Origin of the sequence: Acinetobacter kanungonis (genome assembly GCF_009939195.1) — a bacterium.
Taxonomy (GTDB): Bacteria; Pseudomonadota; Gammaproteobacteria; order Pseudomonadales; family Moraxellaceae; genus Acinetobacter; species Acinetobacter kanungonis.
On sequence record NZ_JAACKC010000001.1, the window covers coordinates 902368 to 921572 of the forward strand.

Annotated in this window: 16 protein-coding genes; 6 read left to right on the top strand and 10 right to left on the bottom strand. The window is 44.2% G+C overall.

Translation table 11 applies throughout. The annotated features are described in order from the left end of the window. Window positions 1–12: 12 nt before the first annotated feature. The 5 genes from GWK51_RS04035 to GWK51_RS04055 form a co-directional block, all read right to left on the bottom strand. Window positions 13–498, bottom strand: a complete 486-nt coding sequence (locus GWK51_RS04035) for a DUF934 domain-containing protein (protein ID WP_161932735.1) — start codon at window positions 496–498, stop codon at window positions 13–15. Beyond that, window positions 491–2134 carry a nitrite/sulfite reductase gene (locus GWK51_RS04040; protein WP_161932736.1) on the bottom strand — a complete coding sequence of 548 codons (1644 nt, stop codon included), beginning with the start codon at window positions 2132–2134 and terminating at the stop codon, window positions 491–493. The genes GWK51_RS04035 and GWK51_RS04040 overlap by 8 nt, the downstream gene beginning before the upstream one ends. A 704-nt stretch (window positions 2135–2838) precedes the next feature. Beyond that, complete coding sequence (locus GWK51_RS04045) at window positions 2839–5229, bottom strand: glucose/quinate/shikimate family membrane-bound PQQ-dependent dehydrogenase (RefSeq protein ID WP_161932737.1); 2391 nt, start codon at window positions 5227–5229, stop codon at window positions 2839–2841. 141 nt (window positions 5230–5370) lie between these two features. Then, the gene (locus GWK51_RS04050) at window positions 5371–6579 is read right to left on the bottom strand and encodes a carbohydrate porin (RefSeq protein WP_407925956.1); all 1209 of its coding nucleotides are present in this window, start codon (window positions 6577–6579) and stop codon (window positions 5371–5373) included. A 161-nt stretch (window positions 6580–6740) separates the two neighbouring features. Then, window positions 6741–7859 carry a CaiB/BaiF CoA transferase family protein gene (locus tag GWK51_RS04055; protein ID WP_161932739.1) on the bottom strand — a complete coding sequence of 373 codons (1119 nt, stop codon included), beginning with the start codon at window positions 7857–7859 and terminating at the stop codon, window positions 6741–6743. Between the two features lie 210 nt (window positions 7860–8069). On the opposite strand from GWK51_RS04055, the gene GWK51_RS04060 reads away from it, so the two are divergent. Beyond that, entirely contained in the window at window positions 8070–9080 is a 1011-nt protein-coding gene (locus GWK51_RS04060; protein ID WP_016165386.1) for an AraC family transcriptional regulator, read from the top strand. Between the two features lie 45 nt (window positions 9081–9125). Here the strand turns inward: GWK51_RS04060 and GWK51_RS04065 are convergent, their stop codons facing one another. After that, window positions 9126–9557, bottom strand: a complete 432-nt coding sequence (locus GWK51_RS04065; RefSeq protein ID WP_161932740.1) for an NUDIX hydrolase — start codon at window positions 9555–9557, stop codon at window positions 9126–9128. Next, window positions 9557–10099: a P-loop NTPase family protein gene (locus GWK51_RS04070; RefSeq protein ID WP_161932741.1), complete on the bottom strand. Its 543-nt coding sequence runs from the start codon at window positions 10097–10099 to the stop codon at window positions 9557–9559. Before GWK51_RS04070 ends, GWK51_RS04065 begins: the two co-directional genes overlap by 1 nt. Before the next feature lie 187 nt (window positions 10100–10286). Here GWK51_RS04070 and GWK51_RS04075 point away from each other — a divergent pair, with 187 nt between their 5' ends. The 3 genes from GWK51_RS04075 (at window position 10287) to GWK51_RS04085 (ending at window position 14108) form a co-directional block, all read left to right on the top strand. After that, complete coding sequence (locus GWK51_RS04075) at window positions 10287–11492, top strand: acetyl-CoA C-acetyltransferase (RefSeq protein WP_161932742.1); 1206 nt, start codon at window positions 10287–10289, stop codon at window positions 11490–11492. A 14-nt stretch (window positions 11493–11506) separates the two neighbouring features. Continuing rightward, entirely contained in the window at window positions 11507–13642 is a 2136-nt protein-coding gene (locus GWK51_RS04080) for a 3-hydroxyacyl-CoA dehydrogenase NAD-binding domain-containing protein (RefSeq protein ID WP_161932743.1), read from the top strand. Between the two features lie 175 nt (window positions 13643–13817). Further along, window positions 13818–14108, top strand: a complete 291-nt coding sequence (locus tag GWK51_RS04085; RefSeq protein WP_161932744.1) for a hypothetical protein — start codon at window positions 13818–13820, stop codon at window positions 14106–14108. A 56-nt stretch (window positions 14109–14164) separates the two neighbouring features. Here GWK51_RS04085 and GWK51_RS04090 read toward each other — a convergent pair whose 3' ends face one another. Together GWK51_RS04090 and GWK51_RS04095 are read right to left on the bottom strand one after the other, a co-directional pair. After that, window positions 14165–14596: a GNAT family N-acetyltransferase gene (locus tag GWK51_RS04090; protein WP_161932745.1), complete on the bottom strand. Its 432-nt coding sequence runs from the start codon at window positions 14594–14596 to the stop codon at window positions 14165–14167. Window positions 14597–14627: 31 nt separating this feature from the next. After that, the gene (locus GWK51_RS04095; protein WP_161932746.1) at window positions 14628–15851 is read right to left on the bottom strand and encodes a class I SAM-dependent methyltransferase; all 1224 of its coding nucleotides are present in this window, start codon (window positions 15849–15851) and stop codon (window positions 14628–14630) included. 102 nt (window positions 15852–15953) lie between these two features. Here GWK51_RS04095 and trhA point away from each other — a divergent pair, with 102 nt between their 5' ends. Both trhA and GWK51_RS04105 read left to right on the top strand, forming a co-directional pair. Continuing rightward, complete coding sequence (trhA, locus tag GWK51_RS04100; protein ID WP_100242137.1) at window positions 15954–16595, top strand: PAQR family membrane homeostasis protein TrhA; 642 nt, start codon at window positions 15954–15956, stop codon at window positions 16593–16595. A 144-nt stretch (window positions 16596–16739) separates the two neighbouring features. Continuing rightward, on the top strand, window positions 16740–18050 hold the full coding sequence (locus GWK51_RS04105; RefSeq protein ID WP_142769446.1) for an MFS transporter: 1311 nt from the start codon (window positions 16740–16742) through the stop codon (window positions 18048–18050). Between the two features lie 99 nt (window positions 18051–18149). Here GWK51_RS04105 and GWK51_RS04110 read toward each other — a convergent pair whose 3' ends face one another. After that, window positions 18150–19163 (bottom strand): metallophosphoesterase, encoded by a 1014-nt coding sequence (locus GWK51_RS04110; protein WP_216071674.1) that lies wholly within the window; start codon window positions 19161–19163, stop codon window positions 18150–18152. Window positions 19164–19205: the final 42 nt, after the last annotated feature.

Genomic DNA, 19205 nt, shown 5'->3' on the forward strand with positions numbered 1-19205 from the left:
TAACTAAAGGACTTAAGCCCCAGTTTGATAACTTGCTTGAGCAACCGCAGTTGATGCTTGGTACGGATTGGTGAAATCACCCAAACCGGCTGCAGCTTCCTGAACATCTTTACCTTCTTTAATCACGAAAGTATCGAAACCAGAACGCTTCATATAGTTTAAGACATCCTTAAACACATCACCTGTGGCACGTAATTCACCTTGGAAACCTTGGCGACGTAACAATGCTGCAAATGAATAACCACGACCATCGTTAAATCCAGCGAAATCAATAAAGATCGCATCTAACTGGTCTAACGGAAATTCATTTACTTCAGGAGAAGCATCAACCGTAATCAGTAACGCTTTTTTACCCTTAATGTTGGCAAGCTGATCTAACTGTTCAACAGTCAGTACCACATCACCTTGCGGTAATACAGCATCTTCACCAATCAACTGGTAGCTATTGTCTGCAATCGTGCCATCTTTAGAGAGCACTTGTAGTGCGGTATTAAGCATAAGCACGCTCCTTGAATGGTTGAATGCCAACACGGCGATAAGTTTCAATGAACTCTTCACCTTCTTGACGTAAATCAAGATAAGTATTCAGAATTTCTTCGATGATGTCAGGCACAGCTTCAGCTGCAAATGATGGCCCTAAGATGTCACCAATTGAAGCATCATGGTCTGCATTCCCACCTAAAGTAATTTGGTAGAACTCAGCACCTTTTTTATCGACACCTAAAATACCAATATTACCCACGTGGTGATGACCACAGGCATTCATACAGCCTGAAATGTTCAAGTCGATATGACCCAAATTGTAAACCGTATCGAGGTCATCAAAACGACGTGAAATCGCTTCAGAAATAGGAATCGATTTCGCATTCGCCAATGAACAGAAGTCACCGCCTGGGCAGCAGATAATATCGGTAATGAAACCAATATGCGCGCGTGCCAAGTCGTGTTGTTCTAAGGTTTGCCACAATTCAAATAAATCTTTTTGCGGTACATCGACCAAAGAAATGTTTTGTTCGTGCGTGGTACGTAATTCACCGAACGTGTATTTGTCTGCAAGGTCTGCAATCAAATTCATTTCTTCAGTAGTCACGTCGCCTGGTGCAATCCCCGCACGTTTTAGTGAAATGGTGACAACGCGGTAACCAGCGACTTTATGTGCATTGGTATTAATGTTGAACCACTGCTTGAACTTAGGATGTTCAGCAAACAATGCCGTGAAGTCTTCATCCGCCAATTGTTGATAAGCAAATGGGGTAAATTCATCATCCAGTTTCGCTAAAGTTTCAGCATCGACTTTCAATGTTTTGATAGTGTGAGCAAATTCTGCTTCCACTTTTTCAGCAAACACTGCAGGCGTTAATGCTTTAACTAAAATTTTGATACGTGCTTTATATTTGTTGTCACGGCGACCGTGTAAGTTATACACACGAAGTACCGCTTCAAGATAAGCAATCAAGTCTTCACGTGGCAACCATTCTTTGATGATTGAACCAATGATTGGCGTACGGCCTAAACCACCGCCTACTTTGATTTTATAACCGATCTCACCTGCTGCATTCTTCACGATATATACACCGATATCGTGGAATGAGGTTGCAGCACGATCCACTTCTTCTAAAGCAGACACGGCGATTTTGAATTTACGTGGCAAGAACGCAAATTCAGGATGGAACGTTGACCATTGACGAATCAATTCACAAGTCGGACGTGGGTCGGCAATTTCGCCTGCCACAACACCCGCATATTGGTCAGTCGTAGTATTACGAATACAGTTACCTGAAGTTTGAATGGCATGCATCTGTACAGTTGCCAATTCGGCAAGCATGTCAGGCACGTTTTCAAGCGCTGGCCAGTTAAACTGAATGTTTTGACGTGTTGACACGTGTGCATAGCCACGGTCATATTCTTTCGCCAATTCCGCAACCTTGCGTAACTGCGTAGAGCTCATCAAACCATAAGGAACAGCAATACGTAACATTGGCGCATAGCGTTGTACGTATAAACCATTTTGGAGACGTAGCGGACGGTATTCATCTTCAGTGAGTTTACCCGCTAAATAACGTTCCGTTTGGTCACGGAACTGTGCAACACGTTCATTGATCAGTTGCTGATCAAAATCAGTATATAAATACATGGCGTACAGCTAGTAGTTTCATTATAACGACTGACAGCATAACGACATTTAAACTATCAACAAAATGCGTTTTTTACATATTTCATAGCGGTTTTATTGATAAAGATAAATATTCGTGGCATTCAGCTCAAATCCTTGCAGATTTTCTTACTTTAATTATTTTTTATTAGATAGTTATGAACAATTGATATAACGTGGTTTTACAAAAGACAATACCCGATTTTATTGGGATTCAGGCTATTTTTAAAACTCGCATGACTTTCTTCGATGAGCAAACCAAAGCAAATTCTAGGGATAAGTTTTAAAATCGGCAGCGCTTGTGAACGTACATCATCATATTAATAATTTTCGATCATCAGCCAATACACGCGCTATAACGTCTTAACTTTAAAACCCTACTGTTGATCAAAAAGATGATCTCTAGGAAAAATTGAAAAGAATCTAGATGACTGAAACACGATTGAGCAAGCTCATGCCATAGACTCAATAAAGTCGAACAAGCCAATTATCTTCAGGAAAATGCTCTTTCAGTTAAGTGATGAACTGTACTTTCAGAAACTCACCTAATGAAAATTCATGAATTAACTTTATTAGTATGTGATGAGCCATCACCTGCACCTAAAGACACACTATTATTTTCACCTCCCAAGTCTGAAAATAAAAAAGCCTGATTCATCAGGCTTTTTTATTCAAGATACAGTCCGTTATTGCAAGGCATAGGCGACCAAGTAATCCCCCATCTTGGTGCCAAAGGAACCGTGCCCACCCGCCATAATCACGACATATTGCTTACCATTGATTTCATAGGTCATGGGTGTGGCTTGCCCCCCTGCAGGTAAGCGTCCTTCCCACAACTGCTCACCATTCGTGACATTAAATGCACGAAGATAATTATCTTGCGTAGCTGCGACAAACATGACATTACCAGCAGTTGAGATGGGTCCGCCCAAACCCGGCACCCCAATTTTTAACGGCGGTAACTGGAACAATTGTGGCAGGCTGTCACGGATAGTCCCAATCCGTTTTTTCCAGACCACTTGATGAGTTTTCAAATCTACACCAGCCACATAGCCCCAAGCGGGTTGTTTACATGGCAAGCCGAGTGGCGATAAGAACGCACTGATTTCTACGCCATAAGGTACGCCATACATCGGTTGCACCCCTTGTTCAGTGCCTGCACCTTTCGCGGTTTCTTGGCGGTTTGGATCGGCTGGAATTAAACGACTGACAAAAGGCAAGCCGATAGGATTCATCACAGCGACCTGACGATCGGCATTCACTGACATGCCGCCCCATTCAAATACACCTAAATTCCCCGGAAAGACCAACGTACCATTTTCAGAAGGCGGGGTATAAATGCCGTCATAATTCAAGCGATGGAAAGATACGCGGCAAATCAACTGGTCAAACATGGTCGCACCCCACATATCTTTATCTTTTAACTTTTCTTGAGGGGCAAGATTTAATGCAGAAAATGGTTGGGTTGCAGCATAATGCTCACCTTGAGTTTGCGGTCCACGTTTCACGGTTTGAGGAACGGCGCGCTCAGTAATTGGCACAATCGCTTTCCCTGTACGTCGGTCCAGCACAAAGACATTCCCTGTTTTGGTTAAGACATAAATGGCAGGAACAGTTTGACCTGCTGCATCCTGAACATCTGCCAATGACGGTTGCGCAGGCACATCCATATCCCATAAATCGTGATGTGTGGTTTGGAAATGCCACACCAGCTTGCCTGTACTGGCATTGATAGCCAGCATGGAATTGGCATAACGTTCTTTTAATTCGCTACGATCTCCGCCCCAAATATCAGGTGTTCCAACGCCTGTTGGCACATATACGATATCCAGTTTCGCATCATAGGCCAAAGGTGCCCACGCATTCGGTGAGTTATGTACAAAAGTGGTACTTTCGTTCGGCATGGCATTCGGGTTTTGTGCCCCTGTATCAAAGACCCAAAGCAATTCACCCGTATTGACGTCATAGCCACGAATCACCCCTGAAGGTTCTTTAGAGGAATAATTGTCTGTGACTGATCCCGCAATCACGATGGTCGTGCCTGAAATAATCCCCGGAGATGTGGGGTTATACCCGCCCGGATAGGCATACGGCATAAATTTTTGTAAATTCACCTCACCTTGCTCACCAAAATCGCTACAGACTTTGCCTGTGTCGGCATTGACTGCCACCAAGCGACCATCATTCACAGGAACAATCACTTTACGTGGACATTCGGCAGATACGGTTTTTCGACTTTGCAAGCTGGTGGCGAACTCGGCGGTATTATTGGCATCGTAGTACATTACCCCACGACAGGTCAGATGCTGAAAGGTATGATCGGCTTTAAGTTTAGGGTCATAACGCCATTTTTCTTGACCACTGGCAGGGTCTAAGGCAATCAACCATTGATGAGTGGTACACATATACAGGTTGTCACCGACTTTAATTGGCGTCACCTGATTGGTGGTTTCTCCTGAATCCTGATCGGTTTTGACATCCCCTGTACGGAATGTCCAGACGACCTTGAGGTCTTTGACATTTTTATCATTAATTTGTGTTAGTGGAGAATAACGTACTCCTGCTTGAGTACGCCCATAGGCAGGCCAATCTTGTTCGGCAATACCATCTATTGCCTGCGCTGACTCTGGCTGTGGTTGCTTGATCACGCCATTGATTTCTTGCGGATCATTGAAAATCGCATAGACCATTACGCAGATTGCAATCAGCAACGTCCCTGAAAGAGCAATTTTACTGCCCTGAACCGCACTCATGTTGCGGGTCACCGCAGGAATCAGCAGCCATAATCCGAGGATCCCCAAGATATCCAGTCGGGGGGCTAACGCCCAAAAGTCGGTTCCAACTTCCCATAGACTCCACAAGATGGTCGCCAGCATCAACAAACTATAGAGCCATAACGCAGAAGATTGCCTCTGTTTAAGTAAAAATGCGGATGCGAAAAGCAACAACGCTGCAATCACATAGTAGATGGAACCTCCCAGCACAATCAGCCAGACACCGCCAATCAATAAGTAGGCAGCAATCACCAGCATCACAATGACGGTCAAGGTTCGCAGGGTATTCGATGGGTTACTCATTCTATTCACCTCATTCATTTTATTCTGGGTGGCGTGTTCTGCGATGTCCTACATGACAGAGTGCCTATTGTTTTGGTTTCTTATATGGTTCGCTTTAAATCGATGTTGATAAAATTCATTCAGAAAGGATGCTTGAGGCATTTAAAATGCAGTCTGGAACTTGATTCCCCCAACCCAGACATTTTCTCCGTCCTTATAGGCACCGACATGGCGGATGTATTGCAGATTTGGGCGGATCATCAACCAATGGGTCGCCTGTAAACCGTAATACAATTCCGTGTTGTATTCTTCGTCTTGCCCCGTGTTTAAGTCATCATTCAGATGAATGCGCGCAAATCCCAATGCAATTTCATCTCTCGGGCGCATATCCAGCAGACCTGTATAGATCAGACCGATATTTTGCATGTTATCCACACTATTGGTCTTGTCGTCATGCATGGTCAGATTGATAAATCCCGTCACTCCACGGTGAGGATCTTGCGCATGTTGCAGTAACTGTTGTTTTGCCACCATCCACATGCCTTGCTTATGCGATGTGGCATTCGGATTCTGAATTTCTACGGCATCCGCACTGCTATAGTAATAGCCCAGTCGATATTCACCAGTTTTGTCTTGCATGCCAATTTTAGGCTGACAGACCAACTCGACTGGGACAATGACACCATCCGAGCCCGAAGTACTTAAATTAAAGCCCTGACTGCGTTTTAAGTTCTCGGGGTTATATTCATAGACTCCTATTGGGCTAAAGAGTTCAGGGGAGATTTGATATTTCAGTCTTGCCGCCCATTGACTAACGGGCCAGTTAAACCATTGGTCACCAACCCAGTTCCCTACCTGAGAACCGCATAAAGCCAAATTCTGAAAATCACAATCGAAACTGTTAAAGTCTTCGCCTTCGCCAAAGCGTCCGACTTTAATGTCTAGTTTTTGATTTAAAAATTGCTTTTTAATCCAGAGATTGGTCAAGCGCCAAGTTTGCCCACGCCCCCAGACTTCTTGAGTTGAGCTTAAGTGCCCCGCCAGTGCATCTGAGGTTTGCGACAGCGAATGTCCATTGCGTTCCGTCACAATGATTTGTGCTTCCGTATCTTGCCAGCCGAGAATCTGCTCGAGATCAAAATGGCCTCCGAGCACAAACTGATCGGCATATTCAGTGCCATGACTGGAATGAACTTTGGCATCCAGTAAAGATGCCATTTCACCGGTATAGCCCAAATTAAAGCTGTAACCCTTGGCTTGTAATTCAGTTCGGGCCCCGTTCCAATCCCCAAACATCCAAGGGCTATCTACCGCAAAGGCGGATTGCGCATGAGTCCCAGAATTCATACTCAAGCCCATCAAACACCACATGAAGCAATTCCTTGTGATCCGGAGCTTTTGCATACCTGCAACCTTTTATAATTATGTTATTCCTGTTCAGGTTACGCCTGTTTTTTATGATTAAAATATAATCTTTTTGTCGTTTTTTGTTAAGACCCTCATCATCAATGACTCAATTTATGAGGTGCAGCTTACCAACGGCCTGCACCTAAAGCCTGCCCCATAAAATCATAACGCATGACAGAACGGGAAAACTTGATTGGACACGCCAATTGCGCTTGGGTTTCAGTGGACTGTTCCTGCAAGGGCACTTGTACCACCCAATGTCGTTGTTGTGCCAAGTTGGAATGTAAAGCCTCATCTAACTGTAACACCGGCTCGACACAAACATCCTGTGCCGAAAACAGTTGCTGCCACGCCTCTAAAGATCGGGTTTTAATCTTTTGTTGTATTGCCTGTCTCACCGCAAGACGATCTTCCGCATGGAGTGAAGCACCTTTCTCTAACAGCAGCGGCAGTTCCAACAAGGTTGCCAAACCTGACATAAATTGTGGCTCTAAACTGCCAATAGAAAGATAACGCCCATCTTGCGTTTCATAGTAATCGTAGAAGCTGGCACCATTCAGGATTCCCGATTCTGGCTGTGGAGTGATATTTCCTGCCAATGCGGCCGCAGCGGCCATACTGTTCAATGCCACAACACAATCGGTCATCGAGATATCAATATACTGCCCTTGCCCACTCTGGGCGCGTTCAATCACCGCGGTTAAAATGCCAATCACGGCATGGAGCGAACCACCCGCAATATCTGCCACTTGAATACCCAAAGGAGGTGGTCCACTCTGCTGACGTCCACTGTGCCCTGCAATACCAGACAAGGCCAAATAGTTAATGTCATGCCCTGCCTTATCTTTATAGTCACCCGTTTGACCATAGCCTGTAATGGAGCAATAAATCAGTCGCGGGTTAATTTCCGCTAAAGTGGCATAGTCCAATCCCAGTCGCTGCATGACCCCAGGGCGGAATTGCTCCACCACAATATCGTATTCACAGATCTTCGCTTTAATCGCAGCAATGTTTTCAGGATCTTTTAAATCTAAGGCAACCGACTGTTTATTGCGGTTTAAATACAAATGCGCTGTCGCCTGTCCATGGGCATAGGGTGGAAAAAGGCGAATCAGATCAGGTCGGGTTGGCGATTCCACATGAATCACTTCAGCCCCCATATCCGCCAAATATAAAGTGGCAAATGGGCCAGGTAACAGTGTAGAAAAATCGAGTACTTTCAATCCTTTTAAAGCATGCTGCATGTTCTTTTTACTCTTTAACTATTGTATTTTTATGTATCTTAGAAATATAAAATCAACAAAACAATGTCATGTTCAGCCATTTACCTTGATCATTTCGGCAATTTACCATGTAGAAAGGCAAATTTTATTATTGTAAATTGCCTATAAAAACTTTTTTAGCGTCATTTAGGTCATACGCAAGTGAATACAAAAGAGACTGAAGGATTTAACATGAGCCGCGATACAATTAGTATCCACTTTGTGAATGCGGCTTTGACTGGCGTAAAACGCCTCGGCATGGATGTCGAAACCTTACTTTCGCACGTCGGAATTGAAGCCGAACTGCTACGTCAGCCTAAAGCTCGAATTTCTCCAGAACAATACACACGTTTTGTGAAAATGTTATGGATGGTGACTCAGGACGAACATATAGGTTTTGATACTCAGCCGCGTCGCTTGGGTACCTTTGCCATCATGTGCCAACTGATCATCCATGCAAAAACCTTGGGTGATGCACTCGAATTATCGACACAATTCTATAAACTGTTTGGTGATGAGTGGTGTGTTTCGCTTGAACGCGACAAGCATGAAGCCCGCTTAGTCCCACTCATTCCAACCGAGATGGACCCGAATCATTTCATCACCGAAAGTATGTTGATGATTTGGCATGGCTTGGCATCTTGGTTAATTGAACGTCGCTTGCCTTTAGAGCGCGTACATTTTGGCTACCCGCGTCCTGCACATGCCGATGAATATGATGCTCTGTTTTTCGCACCCGTGATGCAGTTTGACATGCCACGTACCGAAATCACCTTTGCTGCAGATTATTTAGATTTACCGATTCGTCAAAACGAAGAAACGCTGGAAGAATTCTTAAAAGCAGCACCGGCACAGCTCTTGGTCAAATTCAAAAATACCAACTCGCTCACTTCTCGTATCCGTGAAGTACTGAAGAGTCAAATTGGTGAAGAAATGCCAACGCTGAATGATGTTGCTTCGATGCTTTATCTTTCACCGCAAACTTTACGTCGTCGTCTGGCTGCAGAAGGCAAAAGCTATCAAGGTGTGAAAGATGCCCTGCGTCGTGATGCTGCGATTCACTTACTCCTCAATCCAAATCTCACTTTGGAAGATGTGGCACAGCAAGTTGGTTTCAGTGAAACCAGTACTTTCCACCGTGCCTTCAAAAAATGGACAGGTGTGACCCCAGGTTTATATCGTCAATTACACGGTTACCTATAATCATGTATTTTGGGATAGACAGCTTTAATATGAAGATAAAGCTGTCTATTTCTTACATAGCCACTGCGCTATGCCCTTGGGATAAACTGGATACTGACCTGATGCCAATAACTGTGTATTAACCCACTCAGCGATATAAGTTGAACCATTTGTCTCGCACCCCTTTATTTCTACTTGGCTATACAAAGTTTCATCAAAAAATTCAGCCTCATAAACAAAAACGATTTCATGCCCTGCTTGACCATCAAAAGTAAATAAATTTTCAAGAACACCTAACAGTTTCGTATGAATAATCTGCTGATTTATTTCCTCTAAAACTTCTCGTTTAACTGCTTCTAAAGAAGTTTCTCCAAATTCAATAGTACCTCCTATCGGTCTCAAATAATTTTCATTTTTGCTAGGGTCATGTCCATGAGAAAGCAAAACCTTCTCCTGATATCGAAAAATACAAAGTGCCTTTGCTGGAATATGCATCATTATCTGCTCTTAATTTTTTGTAAAAACTCTGCGGCTTGTTTCGGTGAAGCTAAACGAATGAATTGGAGATGCTGATATTGAGGGTCATGCATCATCTTTAAATATTTCTGGCGGTTTTTCGCATGGTTGTTGATCATCCATAAAATAATGGAGTCTTTGGACAAAAAACTTCGCTGAAACGTTTCATGATTATTTGAACTTTTCCACAAGGGTTTTTGGCTCATTGCTCGGCTGATCGCACGTTTAACAGAACGATAAAAATTTAAGCGAAATGAATAATCCAACCAAATGATCGTATCCAATTTTGCTAGTTTTAAAGGCAACGTCCGCGAATAATTTCCATCTAATACCCATCCTTCATCTGCTGCATTCATCTGACTTTGTAATTTTAAGAAAAACTGATCATCTGGCGTTTCTTGCCAATTATCGAGCCAAAATAAATCATCCATTTCAATATGAGATAATGCTAATTTCTGTGCTAACTGTCTGGAAAATGTGGTTTTACCTGAAGCAGTTGTTCCAACAATATTAATAAATTTCATTTATGTAGATTATTTTTTATGGCTACGTAGTTTACTAATCAAGCCCTACCTTGATCAAGTTAATAGCCACACATCCCAATTGACCAAAACTATCAAGTTCACTCAACCACTCTTGTCATTGCGCTTCCTCAATTAATCATTACACTCGAAAAGCAGAAAATCATGAAAATAGACAAGGAATCAAAATATGAGCGAGGCTTACATCATTGATGCGATACGCACGCCACGCGGAAAAGGGAAAAAAGATGGCTCACTCTATGAAGTGAAACCAATTAGCTTGGTCGTTGGCTTATTAAAAGAATTACAACAGCGCCATCAACTGGATACCGCCAAAGTCGATGATATTGTGCTGGGCTGCGTGACCCCCATTGGTGATCAAGGTGCAGATATTGCCAAAACCGCCGCGATTGCGGCAGGTTGGCATGATGATGTGGCAGGCGTACAAATTAACCGTTTCTGTGCCTCAGGTTTAGAAGCAGTCAATTTAGCCGCGCAAAAAGTCCGTTCAGGTTGGGAAGATGTCGTGGTTGCAGGCGGTGTCGAGTCCATGTCACGCGTACCCATGGGTTCAGATGGCGGTGCTTGGGCACTCGACCCTGAAACCAACCTAAACTCCGCTTTTGTACCACAAGGCATTGGTGCTGATTTAATTGCCACTTTAGATGGCTATAACCGGGCCGATGTCGATGCCTTTGCCGTCGCTTCACAACAAAAAGCCGCTGCTGCACAAGCCAACGGTTATTTTGATCGATCCGTTGTCCCTGTCAAAGATCATTCAGGGGTGATGATTTTAGAAAAAGATGAATTTATTAAAGCCCATACCACGACTGAAGGCTTGGCCAAACTCAACCCAAGCTTTGAAATGATAGGACAAATGGGCTTCGATGCGGTGGCCTTACAAAAGTATCCTGAAGCGCAAAAAATTCAGCATGTACATCATGCAGGCAATTCCTCAGGCATTGTGGATGGTGCCGCTGTGGTGTTACTCGCCTCTGAAAAAGCCGTCAAAGAACAAGGTTTAAAACCACGCGCCAAAGTGCTTGCAACGGCACTGGTCGGTACCGATCCAACCATCATGCTCACGGGTCCTGCGCCTGCTGCACGTAAAGCCTTAGCCAAAGCGGGCTTATCGATTGATGATATTGACCTGTTTGAAGTGAATGAAGCCTTTGCTGCGGTGGTGATGCGCTTTATGAAGGAGCTAAATGTACCTGCCGAGAAAGTCAATGTGAATGGTGGTGCGATTGCCATGGGACATCCACTGGGTGCAACAGGTGCCATGATTCTGGGAACGCTATTGGATGAACTGGAACGCCTAGGCAAAAAACGTGGTTTAGCCACTTTATGTGTCGGTGGTGGGATGGGCATCGCCACCATTATTGAGTTGGTCTAAGCAAGGAAATACAAATGAGCGCGATTAAATACCAAAAAAACGCAGAGAATATCGTCATTCTTACCCTCGACTCATCAGGTCAATCTGCCAATACCATGAATGCAGAATTCCGTGATTCACTGGATGCGGTCAATCAAAAGCTGCGAGCTGAAACGGATTTGAGCGGCATTATTTTCCGTTCTGCCAAAAAGACCTTCTTTGCAGGCGGTGACTTGGATGAACTGATTCAAGTCCAGCCCGAACATGCCACTGATTTTTTTAAGATGGTGGAAAAACTGAAAGGGAACTTACGTAGTATTGAAACCCTTGGTGTACCCGTAGTCGCGGCTTTAAATGGCACAGCACTCGGTGGTGGCTGGGAAATTGCCCTCGGCTGTCATTATCGCATTGCCATCAATGACCCTAAAACTCAATTTGGTTTACCTGAGGTGACCTTAGGTTTATTGCCTGGTGGCGGTGGCATCGTACGTATGATCCGTTTGCTCGGTTTGCAAAATGCCTTACCCTTCTTGATGGAAGGCAAACCTTTCGGCGTTGAAAAAGCCAAAGCGCTCGGCTTGGTGCAGGATACCGCAGAGAACGAACAAGAGTTACTAGAAAAAGCTTTGGCTTGGATTAAAGCGAATCCCAAAAGTCAGCAACCCTTTGACGATAAAGGCTACAAAATTCCAGGGGGCGATCCAAAAAGTCCTGCCGTGGCGCAAATGCTTGCCATTGCCCCAGCCATGCTGCGAGACAAAACCAAAGGCTGCTACCCTGCGCCTGAAGCAATTCTGGCCGCAGCAGTTGAAGGTGCTCAGGTCGATGTCGATACGGCTTTAAGAATTGAATCGCGCTACTTCACCCAACTGACTGTTGGTCAGATTTCTAAGAACATGATTGGGACTTTTTGGCATGGCTTAAATGCAATCAAATCTGGTGCTAGCCGTCCTGCCCATGTTGCCAAGTGGCAAGCGACTAAAGTGGGTATATTAGGTGCAGGCATGATGGGTGCAGGTATTGCTTATGCCACTGCCAGCAAAGGCATTGCTGTGGTCTTAAAAGATGTCTCTGTTGAAAATGCAGAAAAAGGCAAAGCCTATACGCAAAAGCTACTGGATAAACGCGTTGCCCAAGGTCGATTAAGCGCAGCAAAGCGTGATCAGATTTTGTCACTGATTACTGCAACGGCGGATGCAGCAGATTTACAAGGTTGTGACCTGATCATTGAAGCCGTATTTGAAAATCAGGAACTCAAAGCCCAAGTGACTCAGGAAGCTGAACCGTATCTGGCAGATGGCGGTATTTTTGCCTCTAACACCTCAACTTTACCGATTACAAGTTTGGCACAAGCCAGCAATAATGATCAGGCCTTTATCGGGCTACATTTCTTTAGCCCTGTCGATAAAATGCAGTTGGTTGAAATTATCAAAGGTAAAAACACTGCTGCCGAAACGCTCGCCAAAGCCTATGACTTTGTGCAACAAATTGGGAAAACACCGATTGTGGTAAATGACCGTCGTGGCTTCTTCACCAGTCGGGTATTTGGTACTTTCATTCAGGAAGGCATGCGTTTACTGGCTGAAGGTGTGCACCCAGCTAAAATTGAAATGGCAGCCCTTAAAGCAGGTATGCCCATCGGTCCACTGGCCATTCAAGATGAAGTCTCCTTAACTTTAAGTGAACATGTCGCGAATGAAGTACGTAAAGCCCTACAAGCCGAAGGTAGAACCCTAGTGCAAACGCCTGTAGATGAAGTATTACACTGCATGATTCATGAGCTAAACCGTAAAGGTAAAGCTGCGGGTGCAGGGTTCTATGACTATCCTGAACAGGGCAAAAAACACTTATGGCAAGGACTTGAACGCTGGGCTAAAGCGAATCAGATCTCTGAACAAGACATGATTGACCGCTTCCTGTTTGTACAAGCACTAGATACCTTGCGCTGTTATGAAGAAGGTGTTTTAGAGTCCGTAATTGATGCCAATGTCGGCTCAATTTTCGGAATTGGTTATGCCCCTTGGACTGGTGGTGCAATTCAATTCCTGAATCAATATGGACTGGACGCTGCACTGCAACGCGCAGAACAATTGGCTGAGCGTTTTGGCGAGCGCTTTAATCCACCACAACTGTTAAGAGAAAAGGTGCAACGCAACGAGCGCATTCAATAACTTTCGATCGCTACATGCTGATTTGGGTGGCACCTCCTTCCAAATCAGCGATATACCATCAGCTAAAATAAGAACAATTAAGCTTTTTATAAAATTTGGTCTGCATCCATCACATTTTATGTTATAAAGTTACATAATTTTTAGAAGTTTCTTTTTATCCATTGGGTTATTTGTTATGTCAGACAATACTTCTCCTGAAAAATCCCCATGGGGTTGGAAGGCCCTGATTATTGCCACAATTCTGAGTATTATTTTTCTAGTGGTGTTTTATTTAGCCATGCAGAACGAACCTGACTATATGCCAGGTAAACAACGCGAAGCGCGTGAAGCGCAAGCGAGCAGTGCACCAGCAGAACACACAATGGACATGAATGCTGCATCCGATGCTCAACAAATGAATATGACTGCCGAAGAGCATGCCGCGATGAATGAGTCCTCAGCCTCAACCGCGCATCACGGACACTAATCAAAAAAAGCCATCTCGAACAAGATGGCTTTTTTATTTTCTCTCGCTAGATTCGATCAAGCAGACTCAACTAAACTCATCTGCATCTCAATATGCGGAATACCACATTCTAAGTATTCTTCCCCACGTACTTCAAAGCCTAAATTTTGGTAAAAAGCTAAGGCATGCACTTGTGACGACAGTTGCAGTAAAGGACGATGTTGTTGCTGGGCTTGCCGAATCATATCGAGCATCAACAGCTTGCCAATGCCTTGTCCACGATGTGCAACCAAAACAGCTACGCGACCAATACTGTGGTTTGGCAATAAGCGTGCGGTCGCAATTGCATGTCCATCTACATAGACCACAAAATGCTGTGAGACGTGATCTTGTGCATCCCACTCATCCGCCTCGGCAATGCCTTGTTCCTGAATAAAGACCTGCTCGCGAATCGGTTTCGCATCAGCCTGTAATTCAGCCCAAGTCCCTGTACGAATCTGTAATGTCATGTCGATTTCCTTTTGCATTTTGCAGATACGATTAGCACTTGGCACCAATATCTCGCTGATCCCATTGATCATTTAACAGCAATTCCAAGGAATGCTTTTGAATGCCATACATCTTTTTTAATGCCTCAATTTGTGCCAATACTGCTGGATCAGGCTCTACAAAATCGGCACGTTTGGTGGCTAAAATCATTTTATTTTTGCTGGTATGTTCCAAAGACACAAATTCGAACACCTTGGTTTCATAGCCATAGGCTTTTAATAGCAAGGCACGAATGGTATCGGTCAACATTTCCGCCTGCTGCCCTGCGTGAATACCAAAATGCAGCATCGGTTTCAGTACCTCAGGGCTTTTTAATTGTGGACGTAATTCTTTATGACAACACGGCGCACACATGATCATCTGTGCATTTAAGCGAATACCGGTATGAATGGCAAAATCGGTTGCCACATCGCAGGCATGCAAGGCAATCATCACATCTAAACGTTCGGGCTGATAGGTTCTTACATCACCTTGGAAAAAGTCGAGTTGAGTAAATCCAGAAGCCGTTGCCACCTGTTGACAGAATTGCACCATCTTTTCATTCAGTTCCACGCCCGTGACAAATGGAACCTGCTGGTGTTTCGCCAAATAATCATACAACGCAAAGGTCAAATAGCCTTTGCCCGAACCAAAATCAACCACACGCAAGGCCTGATCTTGATTGGGAAGTTGAGTCAAAGCACCCGAAAAAATTTCTACAAACTTATTAATTTGCTTCCATTTCCGCGCCATGCTCGGAATGATCTGTGCCTGCGCATCGGTAATACCTAAATGCTGTAAGAACACACTTTCTTGTTCTACAAAGCGATGTTTGCTGCGATCATGCGCTTGGGTTGAACGCGTTTCAGCTTTGCTCGATGTGGTTTTCTGGGTGATGGTCAGTAAATCTTTTTTCTTATTACGCTTCAGTTGTAGGTCTTGGGTCGATGCAAATAAATTGCCTTGCTTACAATAGGCCAAATGCTCTGTAATGATTTGCATAGCTTCAGTCATTGGGTAGTTTTTAGTGACATCTTGGGTTTTATGTCGATATAAAACATTCAAAACGGGTTGCTGTTGCAACTCAATCACCCGAAACGTCATTTTTTCTAACTGCTGCATTTCCCCCTTGTATTGGCTCAGGATTAAACGCTCAAAATTATGTGTTTCAAGGGCTTGCTGCACAGCATCGAGAAACTGTTGTTCCTGAGCAGAAGGAGAAGTCGAGTCAGACATACAATTAACCTAATCAAATTTGCGACTAAATTTTAAAGCGTCTTACACGAAAAGCAAAATTGAATTACTATACAGTTGTATTTTTAATAAAAAGCAGCCTCTATGACCGCGCCCCATGTGCAAGATTACCATCCGACTGAAGAACAGTTTAATGTCTGGAGCCATGCGCTCGGGGCAGGTCTTGCCTGTATCGCCACCATCCTGCTGGTAATTAAAGGCTCATATTTAAGTACGGGACAATGGATCGGACTTTGGGTCTATGGTTTCAGTATGATTCTGTTGTTTACAGGCTCCACCCTGTATCACATGGCGCAAACTTACGAAAAACGCTTTTGGCTAAAAAAACTGGATCACACCGCCATTTATTATCTGATCGCAGGCACCTATACCCCGTTTCTGTCTATCGCCATCCCAACCGAAAAAGCCCATAAGCTGTTAATTGCACTTTGGGTGATTGCACTACTTGGAACACTATTCAAATTAATTTTCATTCATCGCTTTCAGAAAGTTTCCCTGATTGCCTATTTGGTCATGGGCTGGCTTGCGGTGTTATTAGTCAATGATATGCAACGTTATTTATCTTCCGATGCGCTCTTTTGGCTGGTGTTTGGTGGACTGGCATATACTGTCGGAGCATTGTTTTATGCCTTAAAACGGGTAAGATATACACATGCGATCTGGCATGTATTTGTACTGATAGGCGCTGGATCACACTTCCTAGCGATCTATCTGTACGTGATTTAATCGGCTTCTCTCGCGTTTTAGTGACCCTAAAAGAGTAGATGTGAGTTCGATTTTCCGTTGTTTTTTTAAGAAATTACGCCTTTTTTAAAAAGATTACGCTTTTAAAACTAAGTTCTTTTAATTTTAGTAAGTGTAAGGTTATCCATGGCGTCATCAACTACAGCTACATTAGAAGTAGCAACCAATTCAAAATTACGTGTACTGACCGCGAGTCTGGTGGGTACCACCATCGAATTCTTCGATTTTTATATTTATGCGACTGCTGCGGTCATTATTTTCCCGCATCTGTTCTTCCCAGCAAGTACAGACCCAATGGCAGCCACCATTCAGTCACTGGCAACCTTTGCAATTGCCTTTATTGCACGTCCAATTGGTGCCGCCCTGTTTGGTCATTTAGGTGACCGAATTGGACGGAAAGCCACCTTGGTTGCCGCCCTGCTCACCATGGGGATTTCCACGGTCTGTATCGGCTTATTACCCACCTATGCCCAAATCGGCATTGTCGCTCCCTTACTTTTAGCCCTTTGCCGTTTGGGTCAAGGTCTAGGTTTAGGCGGTGAATGGTCAGGCGCAGTGTTATTGGCAACTGAAAATGCTCCAGAAGGCAAACGTGCTTGGTATGGCATGTTCCCACAGTTGGGCGCACCAATCGGCTTTATCTTGGCGACAGGTTCATTCTTAACCCTCGGTGCATTCATGTCTGAACAGGACTTTATGCAATGGGGCTGGCGTATTCCGTTTATTGCCAGTGCTGTTTTGGTAATTGTTGGTCTTTGGATTCGTCTAAAACTGCACGAAACCCCAGCTTTCCAGAAAGTGCTGGATAAGCAAAAAGAAGTGAATGTGCCGTTTAAAGAAGTCATGACCAAACATTTACCAATGCTGGTCCTCGGTACCATCGCGGCAATCTGTACATTTGTGGTGTTCTACCTGACCACCGTATTTGCTCTGAATTGGGGAACCACTCAACTCGGTTATTCACGTGCTGAATTCCTTAAACTCCAGTTGATTGCAACCCTGTGCTTTGCTGCATTTATCCCGCTTTCAGCAGTTTTGGCAGAAAAATTTGGCCGTAAAACCACGTCTATTGCCGTCTGCGTACTTTCTGCCTTATTTGGTTTAGTGTTCTCAAGCATGCTGGAATCAGGCAATACCTTTGTGGTGTTCTTATTCCTGTGCACAGGCTTAGCCATTATGGGACTGACGTATGGTCCAATCGGAACCGTATTGTCTGAGATTTTCCCGACTTCCGTACGTTATACAGGCTCTGCCTTGACCTTTAACTTGGCGGGTATTTTTGGTGCTTCATTTGCACCGCTGATTGCCACCAAACTGGCAACCACTTACGGTTTATATGCAGTTGGCTACTATCTGACTGCGGCTTCCATCTTGTCACTGTTGGCATTCCTTGCCATCCGTGAAACTAAAAATGATGATGTAAATAATCAGGTTTAATTCCTGTCACACCCGACAATAACAACACACAACGGAAAGCCCTCCAGCATTACATCGCTTGAGGGCTTTTTTAGAACTTTATTTTGAAGTAAATAGCGCTTAAACCAACTCAATAATATCAATGGTCGGTGGGACGCGAAAACGGAATGGAACACCCACCATCCCCGTGCCGACCGTCACAAACACATCGGCATGTTCATGGTTATACAGTCCTTTCTTGTGTCCTAGAATAGACACTTTCTTCATCACATAATCGGTCAGCCACGGCAGCTCGACCTGTCCACCATGCGTATGTCCAGACAACATGAGTGGACGATTCGGTAGTTTCGGTACCATATCCACCGTATCCGGGTTATGCGACAGAATCACCCAAGGTTTATCCTGCGGTAAATCTGGCAGATAGCGCATATCGGCTTTTCCTGCCCACAAATCGCCCACCCCGATGAGGCGGAATTCGTCAAACTCGACAATCTGCCCTTCAATATCAATCACTTCATTGACAGACAACGCATGACTCAATAACGCCTGAATCGGAGGTCCGGGATATTGCTCATCATGATTGCCATACACCGAATACACAGGCGCCTGAATATTTTTTAACGGTGCCAGTTCATCCGCCAAAGTATCTTCGGGTTCGTAAGTCCAATCTCCTGCCACCACCACCAAATCAGGCTGCTGCTGATTAATTTTCTCGACAATAATTTTTAACTGTCGTTCATGTCCTGAAAATAAACCAATATGTAAATCGGCAACCAAGGCAATTCTCACCGGTTTCTGAATACGCGTACCCGCATCTAACTGATACTGTGTCGTTTTAACCAGTACACAATGCGGTTCAACAAAGCGCGCATACAATAGCAACAAGCTCAGTAAGAACACAAAACCCGCTTCATGCAGGGAATAATAGCCGCTCCAGCCTGCATATAAACTGAAGAATGCCAGAGGCCATAACAAATAAGACAAATAAAAGGCAAGTAAATGAACAAACGCTTTGAAGGGATGGATGGTTTCCGTGTGCGACTGGCTATGCCAAGCCTGTGCAATCGCCCACAGTGCAATCAGCACGAAACTTGCATAAAAAATGTAAATCATCGAGTCATTCGTCAAAATCATTACTCGCTCTACCAGTTACTAATTATCTATTTATATTTATCT